This window comes from Pedobacter heparinus DSM 2366 (assembly GCF_000023825.1).
GTDB classification, from domain to species: Bacteria; Bacteroidota; Bacteroidia; order Sphingobacteriales; family Sphingobacteriaceae; genus Pedobacter; species Pedobacter heparinus.
Map to the genome: position 1 here is coordinate 408408 of NC_013061.1, position 18423 is coordinate 426830.

Below are 18423 nucleotides of genomic sequence, written 5' to 3' on the forward strand. Positions count from 1 at the left end.
ACGAGTTGAACAGGAATATGCCCGGAAGAAAACTACGGTTTAACAACTGAATTCAAACAATTTGAAGATAGGGAAAGGCTCCGCCCGATCAAATGAAGCCGTTACTATTAACCATTTAAAACAATTATGGAAAATTTAATCAGTAAGTCGAAATTTATTGTAAAGTCAACTCTTGTAGCACTTGCATTCCTGTTTATGAATGCGATAAGTACAAGCGCGCAAACGGTCTATGTTCAATTGGGCTTTAGCCCCGATTATAGTAACTGGAGTTCCAGTTTCAATGGGTACACCACACATGTTCTTTATTGGCAAGATGCCGAAGCTACCATCCCGGCCTCAGATCCTTATGTTGACATTAACGTTAAGTATGTATCGCGCACCAATTGCGGCTATAAGTCTGAACAAAATTTTACAGGGAGTACAGCGCAGATTGAGGCGAATGGTTTTGGACAACCGTATTGGGCTGAAGACTATGATTACATCACACATGAAACGACAACCACTACTGCCTGGTATGAGTTAAGGCCAGGCACGGGGTATCAGATCGCTAACGAGCCATACCTGCTTGGTGGCCCGGCTGATTATTGTCCTTAAACGGATATCTGGTTACCCCGTAAGGGGAGAGAATGATGGATTTTATCAGTTATTTATCAATTCAATTAAAAGATGGGGGATGATTTACATGATCCCCCATCTTTGTTGTTAAATAAGCGCTGTTAAACCACTTCAACTACCCCTAAATATTCATTAGTAGCGGCAATCTTCATACTTTCCGAATAAAAGCTGATATAGCAATGTACCCCATGCCCTTTAAACGTGTCGGGAAGAATCAACCTGGCCGCTTTTTCACTTCTTAGCGCAGCATTTTCCAGTTTGCAAAACTGTTGAGTCACCGGGTCGTAAACAACTACCGTTACCTGGTCGGCAGCAGAACGCATGGGCGTAAAATTTCCATTTTCCCAGCTAAAGTCTATCGCATTACTGGTTGTCGACACTGCATTTGGCAGCCATGAACCCAACAACTCCCCTTTGCTGAACAACAATTGATCAAAAGCGATGCTTTGATCAGGATAAACACCTGCAATGGCATTTTTCATGTTGTAAGACAGCGCATCATTCATTGGGGTGTACTTTTCTATGTTTTGAAAACAGCGCGCTATGATGTCGTCCAGTCCCAGTAGAAAGCCCCTGAACAGGGCCATCTTATTTTGTTGCGCAAGTTGAGCTGTGGTAGCAGCTTTTTTACTCTTTTCAGGTAAGCTGCGCATATAATCAACGCCACGCCAGCTGGCGCCCACCACCGCGCCCACCTTCCCTGAGAATCCGCCAAGGATTCCTTTTTTTATTCTTCCCATGCTTTTTATGAATTAAGTTTTAATGTGTTAGTTATTAGCAATATACAAATATTATGCCTGTCTTATGAATTTCTATGATTTGGATCAGGTAGCCAAAAAAGCAAGGTCTTCCTGATAGCAAGTCCTCACGTCGTCCACACATTCTACACACTTTCTTCACAAAAAGGTACCTGTTTGTGGGTTTGGTGTGAAGGATAGGTGAACCAGGTGTGAAGAATGACTTTCTTTGTGAAGAACCAGGCCTTTCCAGGATCTGTACGGCTACCAAAGCGCAAAAAATTATTTATTTAAAGAATAAATAGGTGATCTGATTTAAAAATTATACATTAGTGCTGTTAACGTGTACGTACCCTTAACTATGATATCAGGGTTATTACCTTAAATTACCTGCTTGAAATGGTTATAATTTAGCTTATTTTAAGCCCTAAAAACAGCAGGTGTTTAACTTATAAAATAAATGAATGGACAATAAAGTAATAGGTTTTGGAATTGTGGGCACAGGTGCCATTGCTGGCATCCATGCCCAGGCCATTGCTGCCCTTAAAAATGCAAAGCTTTTGGGCGCTTACAGCTTAACAAAAGCTAAAGTAGATGAATTTGCTACCCAGTACAATTGCAGGGCTTACGATTCGCTGGATGAGTTGCTCAAAACAGAAGGACTGGATATCGTATGTATCTGTACCCCTTCTGGTGCACACCTGGAGCCTGCCCTTAAAGCCATAGCAGCAGGCAAGCATTGCCTGATCGAAAAACCGATTGAGGTTACCCTCGAAAAAACCGACCAGATCATTGCCGCAGCAAAGCGTAAAAATGTACAGGTGGCCGTTGTGTTCCCTACCCGTTTTTATCAGGCAAGCCAGCATTTGAAAAAAGCCATCGACAGCGGCAGGTTTGATCAACTGGCCCTGGCCAGTTCTTATGTAAAGTGGAGCCGTACCCATGAATACTACAGTTCAAACCCATGGCGTGGTACCTGGAAACTGGATGGAGGGGGTGCTTTAATGAACCAGGCCATTCATTCCGTGGATATGCTGCAATGGTGCATGGGCCCGGTCCAATCGGTAATGGCCATGTCGGGCAATGTAAAACATAAAAATATTGAAGTAGAAGATACCCTGGTTGCTGTACTGAAATTTGCGAATGGGGCTATGGGCACCATAGAATGTTCAACGGCTGTTTACCCGGGGGCTTATAAGAAACTTGAAATCATGGGCAGCGCTGGTACGGTAGTGATGGAGGACAACGACATTAGCCAGTGGCAGTTTGAACAGCAAACCGAACAGGATACAAAAATCAGCGAAGGGCCTTCCGAGCACCTTTCAAAAGGTGGTGTTGCCGATCCGAAAGCCATCAGCTATTCGGGGCATCAGAAACAAATGGAGAACATGATCGAGGCCATTTACAACAATGGCCAACTGCTAATAGATGCTGAAGAAGGACGTAAATCAGTAGAGATTGTACTGGCCATTTATAAAAGTGCCCAGACAGGACAGCTGGTAAAGCTGCCATTATAAAAACTGCCGATAACCAATTATACAACCTAAACTAACACATTAATGGAAAAAATAGATTATATCGTACTGGCCGGTTATTTTTTAGTCCTCGTTTTAATGGGGATATGGGGATATACCAAAATCAAATCCTCGGCCGATTTTTATACTGCCGGTGGTAAGTTGCCCTGGTGGCTTTCGGGTATTTCGCACCATGTTTCCGGCTATAGCGGTGCGGTATTCGTGGCCTATGCAGCCATAGCCTATAACTATGGTTTTACACTATACATGTGGTGGGCCCTCAGTATAGCCATTGCCATGGTGGGTACCGTATTTTTTATTGCACCAAGGTGGGCCAGGTTAAGGTCTAAAGCAGGTATACAATCGCCTACTGAATACCTGGCTACCCGTTACAACCTCAGTACCCAGCAGGTGATGGCCTGGAGTGGGGTAATCATTAAAATATTTGATGTAGGTGCAAAATGGGCGGCTATTGGCATCCTGTTAAACGCTTTTACGGGTCTGCCCATAGCTACGGGCATTTTAACAGCTGGTGTGGTCAGTATGGTATACATTACCATGGGTGGCCTTTGGGCCGATGTGGTGAACGATCTGGCTTCCTTTCTGATCCAGTTTACAGCGGGTATCATTATGATGGTGATGGTGCTGATCCAGCTGGGCGATGGTTTAAATGGTATATTTACGATGTGGGACCGCCTACCGGCGGCACATGGCCAGCTGTACAATGGCCCCTATACACCGGCTTTTGCCATTTCTTTTACGGTCATCTGCTTTTTTAGTTTCAGCGGGGGTACCTGGCACCTGGCCACCCGGTTTATCTCATCGCCATCTGGTACTGAAGCCCGTAAGGCGGCAACGCTTTCCATGCTGATGTACCTGATATGGCCATTGATCCTGTTCTTTCCCATGTTTGCCGCACCAATCTTTATAAAAGACCTGGCCGACCCCACACAATCTTATGCCATGATGGCCATAAAATTCCTGCCCCATGGTTTGGTAGGTCTGTTGCTGGCCTCTATGTTTGGCAATACCCTGGCCATGACAGCTGCGGATGCCAATACCATTTCGGCAGTAATTACCCGCGATATTATGCCGGTACTGTATAGAAAGATGAGCACCTTCAATCAGAAAAAAATGTTGGTTATTGCAAGGGTAACCACTTTTCTTTTCATCCTGACCACACTGATCATTGCCTTTCAGTCCAAATCTTTTGGTGGGGTGTTCGGACTGATCATTACCTGGTTCTCGGCTTTGGTTGGCCCTACTGCTATACCAATGATCCTTGGGCTGTTGCCTGCATTTAAACATAGCGACAGCAGGGCAGCATTACTTTCTATTTTTGGGGGACTGATCACTTTTGCTGTAATGAAATCGTTTATGACGGTAAGCTTAACGGCAGAGCTGGCCTCGCCTATTGTTACCTCTATGATTATTTATATCGGCTGCGGCCTGTTTTTAAGGAGCAAAGTGAAACCGGAAGTTGAAGCCCTGCTGGCTTCACTGAAAGAGGATTAAACAAAAGGCTGTCCGAACACACTTTTTCGGACAGCCTTTTTATATGGGTATGGATTTACAGTTTGTAACTGAACAAATGAGAACCGCTGACAAAGAAAATCCGGCCATTGGCATAATCCCCGCCAGCTTTGATGTTTGATGGGGAAGTAGCAATCAGTTTTAGGTTATAATTGTCGGGATTGATCTGTACAATTGCCCCATCGTTGAAAAGCAGGTACATTTCACCTTTAGGTCCTTCAACAAATATCCTCGGGCTTTGCTCTGCGGTTGTACGGCCATATTTAGGCAGCAGGTCTTCTTCATGGATAACCTGTTTTTTCGCCGGGTCGAATACAAAAAATACCTTTTTATCTTTAATGCCGTAAACCATCCCATTGGGCATTAAGCGCATGTCGCTGTATTCCTGTGCCTGAGGGAACAGGGCCTTTTGCCATTCTATTTTTTTGCTGCCCATGTCCATGATGTACACTACGGCTTCGGTAGCCTTCTTTTCGCCACCGGAACCTGGCGTGGTAGTGGTGCCACCGAGTATTTTGCCATTTTTAAGGGGCACAATGCTCATGGTCGACTGGTCCAGCACTACTTCTTTGTCGGTAAGCAATTTCTGTTGCTTGGTCTTATCGTCCCAAAACAACAGGCCGCCGCCTGTAGCACCATATTCCGGACTGCCGCTCATGATCATTGTTTTTCCATCGGGATGGGCCACCAGCCGGAATGGCCTGATGACAGTAGGTGATGCTACGGAGAGATACTGGGGGTTGGAAACAGTACCTTTTTTTGGCCAGCCTTTCCAGGGTTGAAAGGGGTTCCAGTCTATCAGGTAGCCCCCGTTATATACCGCGAAAAACACTTTGTTGTTCTGGTTTGCCAGTGCATTAAACTGCCCCAGGGCAGGGCGGTTTACCCAATTGTCGTTTTTCAAATCGTAATTAAAAAAGCGCATCGGAAAAGCTGTACCACCTACTATAGTCCCATCTGGTGCAGTACCCACGCCCATTACAATCGCGCCATCGCTGGAATAATTAAAGGTCACAGTGTTTTTTTTCCTGGTTCCCGGGTTTTCGGTAACCAGCACCCTGTTTACCAGGTCCAGGCTTTTCAGCAGGCTGCCATCCGGAAATTTATCATGAACAAGTACTTGTGAACCTGTAATAACAGGTTTTGGTTTCCGTGTCTGGTATTGCCCCACCTTGTTCGCTTTGCCTTTGTACAGTTCATACCAGGGGCCGTCTCCGCTGCTCAGGCTTTGTCCATAAACTTTTCCGTTTAAATCCCTGGATACAGACGCTATGCCTAATTTTCTTTCTGCCGGGGGGAGTATGCTTGTAATTTCGGCAGATACGGGATTAAAAGCAAAAATCTGGCTGGCGGCATTGCCTAGCCCAAAATAGATCCAGCCGCTGTCATCTGCTGTGATCGACCTCGGGTATTGTGCCCATTTTTCTTTGTTTACAGATTTATAATCTTTAAACTCACGGGTTCTGGGATCAAAAGAAACCAGGCCGCTGCTGGGATAAGTTGCCGCCCAGATCCTGCCGTCATCATCGGCGGTCATGGACATTGCCATTTGTGGCGTGGCCTTGCTCACAAAGGTAAATTTCCTTAATACGGGATCAAATTCTACAAAGTGGGAGCCATAAAGGCTATAGAGTTTGTTCCCTTCAGACAAGATGGAGGAAAATGGTGTATCCCCCTTGGTGTCAAAAGGGACCGGGAATTCTTCACTTTTGCCGGTCAGCGCATCAATCATCAATAAGGCATAGCCACCACGGTGGTCAAAAAGCCAGACCAGGACAATGTTGCGGCCCTGGCCATCTACGGTTGCGACCACGCCACGGTGATTGCTGATGGGCGAGGCAACACCATGATCGTAAAAACCGCCGCCCAGGTCTTTGGTCTTACTTTCAACGGTAAAACCACTCTGATCGGGAAGCGGGCTTACCTGGACATTTTTTTGTGCATGGGCAATGGGGATCAGGGCCATGTAAAGGGTAAAAAACAGGATTGCTTGTTTCATTTTAGTATGTGTTATGGTTACGTACACGTAAATATAAATATCCTGATTATTAAAGCAGTATAAAATCTGTAAATCGCGTAAATTATTTGATATATATATTTTTTTGTTTCAAAAGAATTCCTACCTTAGATATAAATCGGGTACGTACACTAAAATAACATCATTTATACTTCATACCCGATAAAAGAAATTCCATCATAAGAACCATTACAGAAGAGGGAGTTTCATTATAAATGACCAAAACTATATCCAAATGAAAAAATCTGATTTTTCGAGGAGACATTTCATCACTGCTGTTACCACCACTTCACTGGCAGCGGCGTTTTCCAATGTTATTCCCGCGTTCGGGCATTCTATAGCAAAAGACTATGGTAAACTGGCCATTCTGGGCGGTACACCGGTAAGGACCAAAGGATGGATCAACTGGCCGGCTGTTCTGGCCGATGAAAAAGTGATCGCTTCTATTGTAAATACCACCAAGAGTGGCAAATGGAGCCGTATCCAAAATGCTGCAAATGGTACTGTAGCCACATTCGAAAAAGAATTTGCGGCTTTACTGGGCGTTGGTTTTTGTGTAGGTACTGGTTCGGGCACGCAGGCACTGAGTACTTGTGTAGAGGCCCTGGGCATCGGCCCCGGCGATGAAGTCATCACTTCGCCCTACACCGATTTTGGCACGATATCTTCCATTATAGGCAGTCGTGCCCTGCCGGTGATGGCCGATCTGGACCGGGCATCTTATCAGCTTGATCCTGATGATGTGGAAAAAAAGATCAATAAAAATACCAAAGCCATTATGCCGGTGCACATGATGGGCATGCCTGCCGACATGCAGCGCATTATGGGCATTGCCAAAAAACACAATTTATATGTCATAGAGGATGCCTGTCAGGCTAACTTCGCACAATATCAGGGTAAGCAGGTGGGCACCATTGGCGATCTGGGCTGTTTCAGCTTTCAGGCCAGTAAACAGATTTCCTGTGGTGAAGGCGGTGCGGTGATTGGGAATGATGCCGCGCTGATGGACAAAGTATTTACGGTACAGAACCATGGCACAGACCGTAAGGGTAAAAATGTAACCATTGGCCCTAAATACCGCATGAACGAATTGGAGGGCGCCATTTTAATGGGCCAGCTATCGGGTGCCAAAGAGCGGTTTGCCCGCAGAAACGAAAATGCAGCCTATTTAAGCGCTAAGCTCAAAGGCTTCCCGGGGCTTATACCCCAAAAACAATATACGGGTACGCAAAGCAGTGGTTATTACCTGTATGCCATGAGTTATCAGAAAGAACATTTTAACAATGCCGACCGTAGCAAATTTCTGAAAGCGATAGCAGCCGAGGGCGTTGCACTGAGCCCTTATATTAAAGGCCTGCATACCGAGCCCTGGGTAGACCATATTTTAAGCTTAAAGGAATATAAAACGATGTATACGCCGCAAAGGCTTGTACAATACCGAGAGCAGGCCTTAAACCTGCCGAAATGCGATCTGGTTGGACAGGAAATGGTAGTATTGGGAGGCTCAGCGCAGTTGCTGGGCACTAAAGCGGATATGGATGATGTAATTAATGCGATTATGAAGGTTTATGAAAATAGAGACAAGCTGAATGCAATTGAATAACTATACTATACACTAACACAACACACACATGAACCTGAGTATTAAATGTTTTAGACTATTGTTTTGCCTGGCTGCGTTATGCTGCCTTGTGAACAATGCAAATGCCGTTCCTATTGATTCCTTAAAGCATGTACAGGCTGGTCAGCTAAGCTTGAGCACCTTTGATGTAGATGCTACGCCTCCGGTGGGCAGCGACCTGGCCTACGACCCCATGATCAATTCCTGGGACATGAGCCTGCGTGCCAAAGGCTTTGTACTGATGGGTTCGGGCAAACCAATTGTGGTATGCTCGGTAGACTGGATTGGGATTTCCAATGATAGCCAGGATGAATTTAAAGCTGCCATAGCCAGCGCTGCAGGTACGACCACAGACCGGGTAGCGGTACATGCCCTTCATATACACGATGCTCCGGCATGTGATTTTGGTGCAGAGCGGATTTTGCTGGCAGCAGGGCTGAAGCCAATCAGCTTTGAAGGCAGTTTTGCACGTGAAGTGATCAGGCGTTTGGCTGTTGCTGTACACAACTCAATAAAAAAGGCCCAGCCGGTTACCCATCTGGGACTGGGAAAGGCAGTAGTTTATAAAGTTTCTTCAAACCGCCGTATTATTGGGGCTGATGGTAAGGTAAAGGCCAGCCGTACTTCCGCTACCAAAGATTCGGCCATGAGGGCAGAACCCGAAGGTCTGATCGATCCGGAATTGTCGCTCATCAGTTTCTGGAACAAAGATAAACCGGTAGCCGTACTGAGCTATTATGCCACCCATCCTCAAAGTTATTACCGTACCGGGGTGCCAAACCCCGATTTCCCCGGCTTAGCCAGGTTTATGAGGCAGCTGGCAGTGCCAGATGCCCTGCACATCCATTTTAATGGTGCCGGAGGAAACATTACTGCGGGAAAATACAACGACGGGGCACACATCAACAGGCTGATCCTGGCAGAAAGACTTGCCGATGGAATGAAACGCGCCTGGGAGGCCACCAAAAAAGAGCCCATTGACGCTGCTGGGGTAGAATGGACAATTGAGCCCATCAAAATCCCTTTAAAAAAGGACGTGGTAACGATGGAACAGAAAATGTATACAGAAACCCCGGTTTTCCTATCCAACAATATGTCTAAACTCGTATTACTGCGCAGGGAAGAAGCGGGTAAAAAGATTGATATAACCTGCCTTAAACTGGGTAATGCACGCATCCTGCACCTTCCAGGTGAACCATTTGTAGAATATCAGCTGGCGGCCAAAGCCTATCGTAAAGATCTTTTTGTAGCGCTGGCCGGTTATGGGGATTATGCCCCGGGTTATATCTGTAATGAAGAAGGTTACCGCCAGGGCGGCTATGAGGCCGGACAAGCCTCGGCAGCAAACCCTGACATAGAAAAAGTACTGATGACAGCCATTCACAAGCTGTTAAAAAAATAAACAAACCAAATGACAATGCTGATGAAACCTAACACAAACAACCAAAACAATGAAACCAGAAGGAAATTTATCAAGTCGACCGGTATTTTTGCTGCTGGTTTAGCTTTAGTTCCCTCATTTTCCATGGCATCCGCTAAGGATAAAGGCGTATGGAGTTTTCTAACCGGAAAGCAGGACGATAAACTGGCTGTTCTTGGCGGTAAGCCGCTCCGTACCAAAGCCTGGCAAAAATGGCCCATCTGGAATCCGGAAACCGATGAAAAACGCGTTGTTGATACCATCAGGAGCGGCGTTTGGTCGCGCGCCGGGGTAGCCAATGAATTTGAAGCGGCATGGGCCAAAGCGCTGGATGTTAAACGCAGTTTAACTGTAGCTAATGGTACAAATGCGCTAATTGTTGCACTTCACCAGATGAATATTGGTGCAGGAGATGAGGTATTGGTACCACCCTATACTTTTATTGCTACGGTTTCTGCGGTACTGCTAAACGGTGCCATCCCTGTTTTTGTGGATGTGGACCTCGAAACTTTCCAGATGGACCCGGATAAGATAGAAGCAAAAATTACTCCGCGTACCAAAGCGATACTACCTGTACACATTTTAGGCTTGCCATGTGATATGGACCGAATTATGGCGATTGCCAAAAAACACAATCTTTTGGTACTTGAAGATGCCTGCCAGGCGCACTTGGCAGAGTACGATCATAAAAAAGTAGGTACCATAGGCCATGCCGGTTGCTTTAGTTTCCAAAACTCTAAAAACCTGCCCATTGGCGAGGGAGGCGCAATTGTGAGCAACGACGAAAAATTTATCGACAAATGTTTTTCTTATACCAATTATGGCTATCCATATGGAACAGCTGTAGGTACAGTAAGCGGCGGGAGCGCTATGCTGGGTACTAAAGTCCGAACTTCTGAATACGCATCGGCCATCGGGCTGTCGCTACTGAAATACCTGGACGCACAAACCACCACCAGGAATGAAAATGCAGCTTACCTGAAAGCACAGATTGCCAAAACCCCGGGTATTGTACCTTATAAACTATATGATAAAGTGACCAGGGCAGCCTATCACCTTTTTCCTTTCAGGTTCCAGAAACAGAACTTTAAAGGCCTGTCGAGAGATAAATTTTTGAAAGCGTTAAGGGCAGAGGGCATCCCATGCTCCAGCGGATATACCCCTTTGCTGGAAATGAACTTTATAAAAGATGCTTTTGAATCGAAGAATTTTAAACGCATGTATACAAAAGGAGAGTTGGATTACAACAAGTACCTGAAAAACAACAAATGCCCGAATAATGACATCCTGTGTCATGAAGAGGCTGTATGGTTTTCGCAGAGTATGCTTTTAGGCAGCAAATCTGATATGGATGACATTGCTGCAGCGATTGCAAAAATTTACAAAAATGCGGATGAACTTAACAAAATGGGCTAAACGATGAAGAGACCAATTTTATTTTCAACGCTTTGCTGTGTTGTTTTTTTAATTACTTCAGTATACGCACAAAAAACTGCTCTTGCTGAAGCGGCCGACTGGAAAGCTGGCGTTGCCAGGGTTGTAATTACCCCAAAGCAGCCCATGGCAATGGCCGGCTTTGCCAGCCGTAACCATCCTTCTGAGGGTACCCTGCACGACTTATGGGCCAAAGCACTTGCCCTGGAAGATGCCAATGGCAAAAAGGCCTTACTGATTACCACCGACCTTTTAGGTTTTCCAAAAGATGTGTCTAACCACATCAGGGACAGGATTAAAAGCAAATTTGGTTTAGACCGCGACCAGGTATTGCTGAACAGCTCACATACCCATTCGGGTCCGGTTTTACAGGATGCGCTGACAGACATTTACCTGCTGGATGCTGTACAACTGGAAAAGATCAAGCAATATTCACTTGCACTGGAAGACCAGATTGTTAAACTTGCAGGTGAGGCCCTGGGTAAAATGGAGCCTGCTGCACTTTATGCACAAAATGGGGTAACCAGATTTGAGGTTAACCGTCGCAACAACCCTGTAGCTACTTTAACCAAGGTTACAGAATTGAAGGGGCCAAGTGATTGGGCAGTTCCGGTAATCAAAGTAGTGAATAAAAAAGGAGAGCTGAAAGCCATTGCTTTTGGTTATGCTTGTCACAATACCGTTTTGGAACGCTATGAATGGTCTGGCGATTATGCCGGTTTTGCCCAGATAGAGGTTGAAAAATACCATCCGGGAACTACGGCCATGTTTTTTCAGGGTGCTGGTGCAGATCAGAACCCCCTGCCTCGCGGTACTGTACCTCTGGCCAAACAATATGGCCGGGAACTGGCAGCTGCGGTTGACCGTGTAATTGAAGAGGACATGCGGAAATTACCTGCTACCCTGTCTACCGCCTATTCGGAAATAAATTTGCCATTGGGTGCTGTTCCAAATAAAGAAGAGTTGACCCAAATTGCTAAAACAACGCCGGTAGCTTATCAGAAACGCTGGGCCGAACGTATGATCGGTAAGATAGATAAAGGAGAGCAACTGATCCGCTCGTACCCATATCCTGTACAGGTGTGGTCAATTGGGGGTCAGGCCCTTGTAGCCTTAGGGGGCGAACTCACTGTAGAATATTCCATTATCACTAAGCAGATGTTTGGCCAGGACGCCTTTGTTTTGGGCTATAGCAATGATGTGATGACCTATATTCCTTCCTGTTCCATTTTACAGGAAGGCGGCTATGAAGGTGATGCTGCCAGAATGGTATATGGTATGCCCGCAAAATGGGATGTAACAGTTGAAACCAGGATTTTAAACGAAGTGATTTTGCAGGCCGAAAAAGCTGGCGTGCCAAAAATTGTCAGATAATGAATTATGGATTTTAAAAAATCAAAAACGAAACCATCCGCATCCCTGTCCCGGCGCAAGTTTATTGCCGGGACAGGCCTGCTGCTGGCCGGAACTGCCTTAAAACTACAGGCGAACCCGCTCTCTACGCTCTCTACGCATTCTCCGCTCGATTCACTTTTTGCTGAGCCGATTATTGACATCCACCAGCATACCGATTACATGGGGCGTACTACCGAACAGCTGATTGCGCACCAGCGGGCCATGGGGATTACCAAAACCATTCTTTTGCCTTCAGGCCGTCCGGTTAATTCGGCCAGTACACACTTTGGCGTAGGCAACGGCTTGCAGGCCAAAGCTACCGGAAACACCATTTGCTACGGACTGGCAAAAAAATATCCTAAAGAATTTTTGTTTGGTGCCAATGAGGTGCCCGACCTGCCGGATGCCCTTCAAGAAATTGAAAAATATTTAAAGCTGGGTGCTTCTGTTATAGGGGAGTCTAAATTTGGGGTAGAATGTGATTCGCCGGAGATGCAGAAGATCTATGAGCTGGCACAGGCCTATAATGTTCCGGTGCTGATGCACTGGCAGTATGAAATGTACAACTATGGCCTGGAGCGCTTTTATAAAATGCTGGAAAAATATCCTAAGGTGAACTTCATCGGGCACTCCCAAACCTGGTGGGCTAATATTGACAGGAACCACCTGGACCAGAAGGTGCTTTATCCGAAAACAAAGGTGACCCCCGGCGGATTGACAGACCAGCTGCTGAGCAATTACGACAATATTTACGGCGACTTGTCGGCAGGTTCAGGACTAGGTTCCATGACCAGGGATGAGGACCATGCGCGTGCCTTTATAGAAAAACATCAGGACAGGTTGCTTTTTGGCAGCGACTGTACCGATATAACCGGGCATATAGACAATTGTTTCGGGGCAAAAATAATTGCCGAGGTAAGGAAATTATCGCCCACAAAAAAAATAGAAAGAAAGATCTTATACCACAATGCAAAAAAACTGTTCCGCCTGTAATGCCGCCATTACAGAGGAACACAATAAAACAGATTTAAAATGAGCAATACCTTAATAGCAAAGCGATACTACTCCGGATTTGAACTGGCCCACGATACTTACAATGCAATATCGGCCGCCAGTGATGGCAGGGTTTATTATGTGCTTTCATCAGAATCTTACGATATCGGCGGAAAAATTTATGTTTACGATCCTGAAACAGATACGACGGCATTACTGGCCGACCTGACCGAGATCTCCGGTGAAAAGGACAGTAAGGCTATTCCCCAGGGCAAAAGCCATGTGCGCTTTTATGAAAGTAATGGCAAACTGTATTTTGTGACCCATGTAGGCGTTTATGATATGATAGATGATATGGAACGCCTGCATGTAAAAGCACCTGAGGGTTATGCGCTGTATCCGGGCGGACATATCCTGTCGTACGACCTGGCTGAGGGTAAATTTGAAGACCTGGCCATTGCGCCGGAAGGCGAAGGGCTGCTTACCATGGCTATCGATAAAGAAAGGGGCCATATTTATGCACTGACCTGGCCATTGGGCTATCTGGTCCATTATGATATGAATACCGGCAAATTGCGGAATATCGGTTTACCCTGCGGCCGTGGCGAAGCGGGGGAAGTGGGTAAAGATTACCGGGTGATCTGCCGTTCGATGTTTGTAGACCCTGCCGATGGTACCTTATATTTTTCTACGGCCGAAGGCGATATCCTTACCTTTAAACCTGAAGAGACTACTTTTTCAAAGCTGGAAGATATTGACCTTAAACTGGACTATTTTGGCAGTTATGATGCTACCAGGCCAGGAAGCATGGGCTATAACTGGCGCAAAATATTCTGGCATGCTGCAGAAAAAGTTGCTTATGGTGTACATGGCAATTCGGGTTACCTGTTTCGTTTTGACCCCAGAAAACGAAGCATTGAAATTGTAGACCGCATTGCTTCAGCACCCTCTCAAAAGAGCGGTATGTTCGACCAGTTCAGCTATGGTTACCTGGGCTTTCAGCTTGGGCCGGATGATAAAACCATTTATTACCTTACGGGAGGGCCAATTTACATTGATGGCAAGCGTCTTAAAGGGAAAGATGCCATTGCCAAAGGTGCAGCCAAGGGATTAGAGAACCTGCACCTGGTTACTTATAATCTTTCCAACAGAAAATATACAGACCATGGACCCATTTTTTATGAAGACGGTTCCAGGCCAACCTATGTAAATTCAGTTACCATTGATGCAGCAGGGAATGTGTACACCCTAGCCCGGTTTATGCACAATGGAAATGAAATACAGGACCTGATCAAAATTCCGAATCCTTTTTTAAACACACATAAAACAGTAAATGCTTAAAATATGAAAGCTCTGAACCTTAAAAGAAACCTGATATGGATTACTATGGTGGCAGTTGTATTTGCCTCCTGTTCAAAAAAGAAAAAGTATGAAGAGTCCCGAACGGCCGAGGAATCTATCAGTACTTTTGATATGCTGAATGGTTTTAAAGCCGAAGTATATGCTACCGAACCGAATGTCACCGATCCTGTTGAGCTCACGTTTGATGAGGAGGGCAATGCTTATGTCATTGAGATGGGTGATTATCCGTATAAGGCGGTAAAAGGACAGGGTAAGGGCCAGATCCGTAAGCTGATCGATAAGGACCACGATGGAAAAATAGATACCTCTGTTATTTTTGCCAGCAAACTTGAAAGTGGCACCAGTATATTGCCATGGGAAGGCGGCTTGCTCGTCACCGCTGCACCCAATATTTTCTTCATGAAAGATACCACTGGCGACGGTAAGGCTGACATTAAAGAAGTGCTGTTTACCGGCTTCTTTGAAGACAATTCTGAAGCTCAGATTACGAGTTTGAGGTATGGTATCGACAACTGGATCTATGCCAATAATGGCGGGATGGCCGGTGAAATTACTTTTAGCCGTAAACCAAATGCCCCTGCCTTACAGATCAAAGGGGGCGACTTCCGGTTCCGACTGGATAAAGGCCTGTTTGAAGTAGAGTCTGGTGCCGGTCAGTATGGCTTGGATATGGACGATCTTGGACACCGGTTTTATACCAATAATTCCAGGCACATTTCCAATTCGCCCATTGCCGGCAGGTACCTGAAACGCCACGATCATATGAACTTTAAGTCTGTAGTGAACATTTATGCTGCTGAACCGATCATGTACCAGGCTACCCCTGCACCATGGTGGCGTGCAGAACGTACAAAAGCACGCAATGCGAATTTTGAAAAAGAAAAACTGGATAGAAAGGAATATGCTGAAGGACGTTTTACTGCAGCTTCGGGCGGAACGATTTATGCCGGCGATGCCTATCCGAAAGAATTTTATGGCAGTAGTTTTATTGGCGATGTAGCCGGAAGCCTGGTGCACCGCGATATTATTGAAATTGGCAACGACGGGCCTTTTTTTAATGCAAAACGCAGCGCAAAAGAAGAGAAACGTGAATTCATAGCTTCAACAGATCCATGGTTCAGGCCATGTAACTTTACCCTGGGCTATGATGGTAACCTGTATATGGTGGATATGTACCGTCAGCACATCGAAACACCAGTATCTATTCCTGATTCCCTGAAAATGGATATGGACTTTATGCGTGGCAATAATTTTGGCCGCATTTACCGTATTGTTTCTACTGAAGCAAAAGCACAGAAATCATTGCCACCGCACATGCGGAACCAATTTGGTCAGGAACTGGTGGCTTACCTGGGTCATCCAAACCGCTGGTGGCGTTTAAATGCCCAGCGCATCATCATTGAGCGTAAAGACAAATCGGCTATCCCGGCTTTGGTCAAAATGTTCAACGAGGATAAAAACCCGATCAGCAGGCTGCACGCCCTGTATACTTTAGAAGGCCTGGATGCCCTGAATGCCGAGCTGGTAGGTAAAGCATTAACCGATGCCAATGCAGGTTTAAGAGAGCATGGCGCCATCCTTTCAGAGCGCTTCCCGGAACTGGCGGGTCAGCTGGTAAAAACCATTGCTGATCCTGTAGGACTGGTTTCTTTACAGGCAACATTAAGCGCCGGACAGCTGAAGGCTGGACAGGTAGTACCTGCTTTTGCCAGTCTCATAGAAAAGAAATATAAAGACATGTGGTTCAGCAATGCCGTGTTGAGCTCAAATCCCGGTTCATCATTTGAACTGGTAGATCAGCTGGCCAAAAATGGGGCTTTCTTTACTGCTCCCGATTCTGCGAAACTGGCTTTTGTAAAAAATATTTCGACCATTATCGGCTCCCGGAAATCGGGTGCAGAGGTATCAAAACTGCTTGCTTTCTTCTCTTCGCCTGCTGTAAAAACAGATCAGAAATGGGTGCAGGAAGGTTTGAATGGCCTGGCTACCGGATTTAAAAAATCTAAAAACAAGGAAGGTAATGCAGCCATTGCCGCTACGCTTAAAAAGCTGGAAGGCAGTGCGGTTGCAGAAAATAAAAAGGCATATCAGGATGCTGCCGAAGCTTTAAAAGGAAGTTGATTTCAGACCTAAAACAGATACAGATGAAGATTCAAAATAACTCACGCAGGGCTTTCCTGCAAAAATTTCTTTCGGCCGGACTGGTGGTAGTTGCCGGTGGTGCAGTTTTAAGCAGTTGTAATGGTGACAGCCCTAAAGAAAGCGGAACAGTAACCGGGGAAACCCCTAAGGCAGGGGCGGATACCGCAAAATCAGCTTCGGCAGGGAGCGGTGCCGACGATTTTAAATGTGGTGATTATTCTAATGTAAGTCCGGAAGAGCTGGCCAAACGTAAGAAACTCGGCTATGTAGAGAAATCCCCTGATCCGGAAAGAGAATGCCAAAAATGTAATCTTTTTATTCCAAAAGGTGCGGAAAAAACCTGCGGAGGATGCATTCTTTTCAAAGGACCTGTTAACAAGGAAGGTTCCTGCACCTATTGGGCTGAACAGGTTTCCTAAACATATATAAAAACATAAATTAATGCTTCAGAATACTTATAAAATAGTTGGCGGAAAGATCATTACGCCTTATCGCATCATTGATCAGGGAACACTGTTAATTACAGGAGATAAAATTGCACAGATCAGCGAAGGGGATATCCATGCCCCCGGTGCTATTGAAATTGATGCCCGGGGGAACTATGTTTCCCCGGGTTTTATAGACATCCATATCCATGGGGGTGGCGGTCATGATTTTATGGATGGCAACGAAACGGCTTTTCTTAAAATTGCTGAAACGCATGCCAGGTTTGGTACAACGGCCATGGTACCTACCACGCTGACCAGCACCCGTGAAGAGCTGCTGAATACGCTGGATATTTATAAAGAGGCAGATAAAAAGAATACCATGGGTGCAAAATTTATCGGTATGCACCTGGAAGGGCCTTATTTCTCGCCAGATCAGCGCGGTGCCCAGGATCCGCGTTTTATCCGTAACCCTGACCCGAAAGAGTATGAAGCCATTATAGCCCATTCTGATGTCATTAAACGCTGGAGTGCTGCCCCTGAATTACCAGGGGCCATTCCATTTGGCAGGTACCTGAAAAGTAAGGGCATTATTGCTGCAATTGCACATACCGATGCCATTTATGAGGAAACACTGGAAGCCTTTGAAAACGGTTACACCCTGGCCACCCATCTTTATTCCTGCATGTCGGGCGTAACCCGCCGTAATGCTTACCGCTATGCGGGTGTGATAGAAAGCGCTTACCTGATTGATGAGATGGATGTAGAGATCATTGCAGATGGCATACACCTGCCTGCAGCCCTGCTGCAACTGGTGTATAAAATAAAAGGCACAGTAAAAACGGCATTGATTACAGATGCCATGCGGGGTGCCGGGATGCCGCCTGGCGACAGCATATTGGGCAACATTGCTACCGGTATGAAGGTAATTGTGGAAGATGGGGTAGCCAAACTGCCCGACCGCAGTGCTTTTGCCGGAAGTGTGGCCACTACAGACAGACTGGTACGTAACATGGTCCAAATGGCACACGTACCCTTAACTGAAGCTATAAAAATGATCAGCACTACGCCTGCGCGCATCATGGGTATTCAGGACAGCACAGGATCACTGATTGAGGGCAAACAGGCTGATGTGGTCATTTTTGATGAGAACATCGATATCCGGATGACCATGGTAAATGGCCATATAGTGTATACAAAGCCTTAAGATAAGAG

14 protein-coding genes are annotated in these 18423 nt (G+C 45.9%); 12 read left to right on the forward strand and 2 right to left on the reverse strand.

Annotation, left to right across the window (positions count from 1 at the left end; translation table 11 throughout):
- Positions 1 to 126: 126 nt before the first annotated feature.
- The gene (locus PHEP_RS01730; protein ID WP_012780524.1) at positions 127 to 594 is read left to right on the forward strand and encodes a hypothetical protein; all 468 of its coding nucleotides are present in this window, start codon (positions 127 to 129) and stop codon (positions 592 to 594) included.
- A gap of 122 nt (positions 595 to 716) precedes the next feature.
- Here PHEP_RS01730 and PHEP_RS21410 read toward each other — a convergent pair whose 3' ends face one another.
- Positions 717 to 1355: a DUF6266 family protein gene (locus PHEP_RS21410; RefSeq protein WP_012780525.1), complete on the reverse strand. Its 639-nt coding sequence runs from the start codon at positions 1353 to 1355 to the stop codon at positions 717 to 719.
- Positions 1356 to 1816: 461 nt separating this feature from the next.
- On the opposite strand from PHEP_RS21410, the gene PHEP_RS01740 reads away from it, so the two are divergent.
- Together PHEP_RS01740 and PHEP_RS01745 are read left to right on the forward strand one after the other, a co-directional pair.
- Positions 1817 to 2869, forward strand: a complete 1053-nt coding sequence (locus tag PHEP_RS01740) for a Gfo/Idh/MocA family protein (protein ID WP_012780526.1) — start codon at positions 1817 to 1819, stop codon at positions 2867 to 2869.
- 42 nt (positions 2870 to 2911) lie between these two features.
- On the forward strand, positions 2912 to 4381 hold the full coding sequence (locus PHEP_RS01745) for a sodium:solute symporter family protein (protein ID WP_012780527.1): 1470 nt from the start codon (positions 2912 to 2914) through the stop codon (positions 4379 to 4381).
- A 55-nt stretch (positions 4382 to 4436) separates the two neighbouring features.
- On the opposite strand, the gene PHEP_RS01750 is transcribed toward PHEP_RS01745, so the two are convergent.
- Positions 4437 to 6398 (reverse strand): NHL repeat-containing protein, encoded by a 1962-nt coding sequence (locus PHEP_RS01750; RefSeq protein ID WP_012780528.1) that lies wholly within the window; start codon positions 6396 to 6398, stop codon positions 4437 to 4439.
- Positions 6399 to 6651: 253 nt separating this feature from the next.
- Between PHEP_RS01750 and PHEP_RS01755 the strand changes: the two genes are divergently transcribed.
- Genes PHEP_RS01755 through nagA form a run of 9 tightly spaced genes read left to right on the forward strand, consistent with a single transcriptional unit; the run spans position 6652 to position 18415 of the window.
- On the forward strand, positions 6652 to 8019 hold the full coding sequence (locus PHEP_RS01755; RefSeq protein WP_012780529.1) for a DegT/DnrJ/EryC1/StrS family aminotransferase: 1368 nt from the start codon (positions 6652 to 6654) through the stop codon (positions 8017 to 8019).
- A 28-nt stretch (positions 8020 to 8047) separates the two neighbouring features.
- Positions 8048 to 9439, forward strand: coding sequence for a hypothetical protein (locus tag PHEP_RS01760; protein ID WP_012780530.1), 1392 nt, complete (start codon positions 8048 to 8050; stop codon positions 9437 to 9439).
- 21 nt (positions 9440 to 9460) lie between these two features.
- Entirely contained in the window at positions 9461 to 10873 is a 1413-nt protein-coding gene (locus tag PHEP_RS01765; RefSeq protein ID WP_036675411.1) for a DegT/DnrJ/EryC1/StrS family aminotransferase, read from the forward strand.
- A gap of 3 nt (positions 10874 to 10876) precedes the next feature.
- On the forward strand, positions 10877 to 12265 hold the full coding sequence (locus PHEP_RS01770; RefSeq protein WP_012780532.1) for a neutral/alkaline non-lysosomal ceramidase N-terminal domain-containing protein: 1389 nt from the start codon (positions 10877 to 10879) through the stop codon (positions 12263 to 12265).
- Positions 12266 to 12271: 6 nt separating this feature from the next.
- Positions 12272 to 13279, forward strand: a complete 1008-nt coding sequence (locus tag PHEP_RS01775; protein ID WP_012780533.1) for an amidohydrolase family protein — start codon at positions 12272 to 12274, stop codon at positions 13277 to 13279.
- Positions 13280 to 13318: 39 nt separating this feature from the next.
- The gene (locus PHEP_RS01780) at positions 13319 to 14620 is read left to right on the forward strand and encodes an NHL repeat-containing protein (protein WP_012780534.1); all 1302 of its coding nucleotides are present in this window, start codon (positions 13319 to 13321) and stop codon (positions 14618 to 14620) included.
- 3 nt (positions 14621 to 14623) lie between these two features.
- The gene (locus PHEP_RS01785) at positions 14624 to 16762 is read left to right on the forward strand and encodes a PVC-type heme-binding CxxCH protein (protein ID WP_012780535.1); all 2139 of its coding nucleotides are present in this window, start codon (positions 14624 to 14626) and stop codon (positions 16760 to 16762) included.
- 23 nt (positions 16763 to 16785) lie between these two features.
- Positions 16786 to 17202, forward strand: coding sequence for a high-potential iron-sulfur protein (locus tag PHEP_RS21415; RefSeq protein WP_012780536.1), 417 nt, complete (start codon positions 16786 to 16788; stop codon positions 17200 to 17202).
- Between the two features lie 22 nt (positions 17203 to 17224).
- Positions 17225 to 18415: an N-acetylglucosamine-6-phosphate deacetylase gene (gene nagA / locus PHEP_RS01795; protein WP_012780537.1), complete on the forward strand. Its 1191-nt coding sequence runs from the start codon at positions 17225 to 17227 to the stop codon at positions 18413 to 18415.
- The last annotated feature ends 8 nt before the right edge of the window (positions 18416 to 18423 follow it).

What these genes read in the sequence shown, in the direction of transcription:
- PHEP_RS01780 (WP_012780534.1), top strand. Translation starts at nt 13,319, where the DNA reads ATGAGCAATACCTTAATAGCAAAGCGATACTACTCCGGATTTGAACTG.
- PHEP_RS01750 (WP_012780528.1), bottom strand. Translation starts at nt 6,398, where the DNA reads ATGAAACAAGCAATCCTGTTTTTTACCCTTTACATGGCCCTGATCCCC.
- PHEP_RS21410 (WP_012780525.1), bottom strand. Translation starts at nt 1,355, where the DNA reads ATGGGAAGAATAAAAAAAGGAATCCTTGGCGGATTCTCAGGGAAGGTG.
- PHEP_RS01755 (WP_012780529.1), top strand. Translation starts at nt 6,652, where the DNA reads ATGAAAAAATCTGATTTTTCGAGGAGACATTTCATCACTGCTGTTACC.
- nagA (WP_012780537.1), top strand. Translation starts at nt 17,225, where the DNA reads ATGCTTCAGAATACTTATAAAATAGTTGGCGGAAAGATCATTACGCCT.
- PHEP_RS01770 (WP_012780532.1), top strand. Translation starts at nt 10,877, where the DNA reads ATGAAGAGACCAATTTTATTTTCAACGCTTTGCTGTGTTGTTTTTTTA.
- PHEP_RS01745 (WP_012780527.1), top strand. Translation starts at nt 2,912, where the DNA reads ATGGAAAAAATAGATTATATCGTACTGGCCGGTTATTTTTTAGTCCTC.
- PHEP_RS01765 (WP_036675411.1), top strand. Translation starts at nt 9,461, where the DNA reads ATGAAACCTAACACAAACAACCAAAACAATGAAACCAGAAGGAAATTT.
- PHEP_RS01775 (WP_012780533.1), top strand. Translation starts at nt 12,272, where the DNA reads ATGGATTTTAAAAAATCAAAAACGAAACCATCCGCATCCCTGTCCCGG.
- PHEP_RS01740 (WP_012780526.1), top strand. Translation starts at nt 1,817, where the DNA reads ATGGACAATAAAGTAATAGGTTTTGGAATTGTGGGCACAGGTGCCATT.
- PHEP_RS21415 (WP_012780536.1), top strand. Translation starts at nt 16,786, where the DNA reads ATGAAGATTCAAAATAACTCACGCAGGGCTTTCCTGCAAAAATTTCTT.
- PHEP_RS01785 (WP_012780535.1), top strand. Translation starts at nt 14,624, where the DNA reads ATGAAAGCTCTGAACCTTAAAAGAAACCTGATATGGATTACTATGGTG.
- PHEP_RS01760 (WP_012780530.1), top strand. Translation starts at nt 8,048, where the DNA reads ATGAACCTGAGTATTAAATGTTTTAGACTATTGTTTTGCCTGGCTGCG.
- PHEP_RS01730 (WP_012780524.1), top strand. Translation starts at nt 127, where the DNA reads ATGGAAAATTTAATCAGTAAGTCGAAATTTATTGTAAAGTCAACTCTT.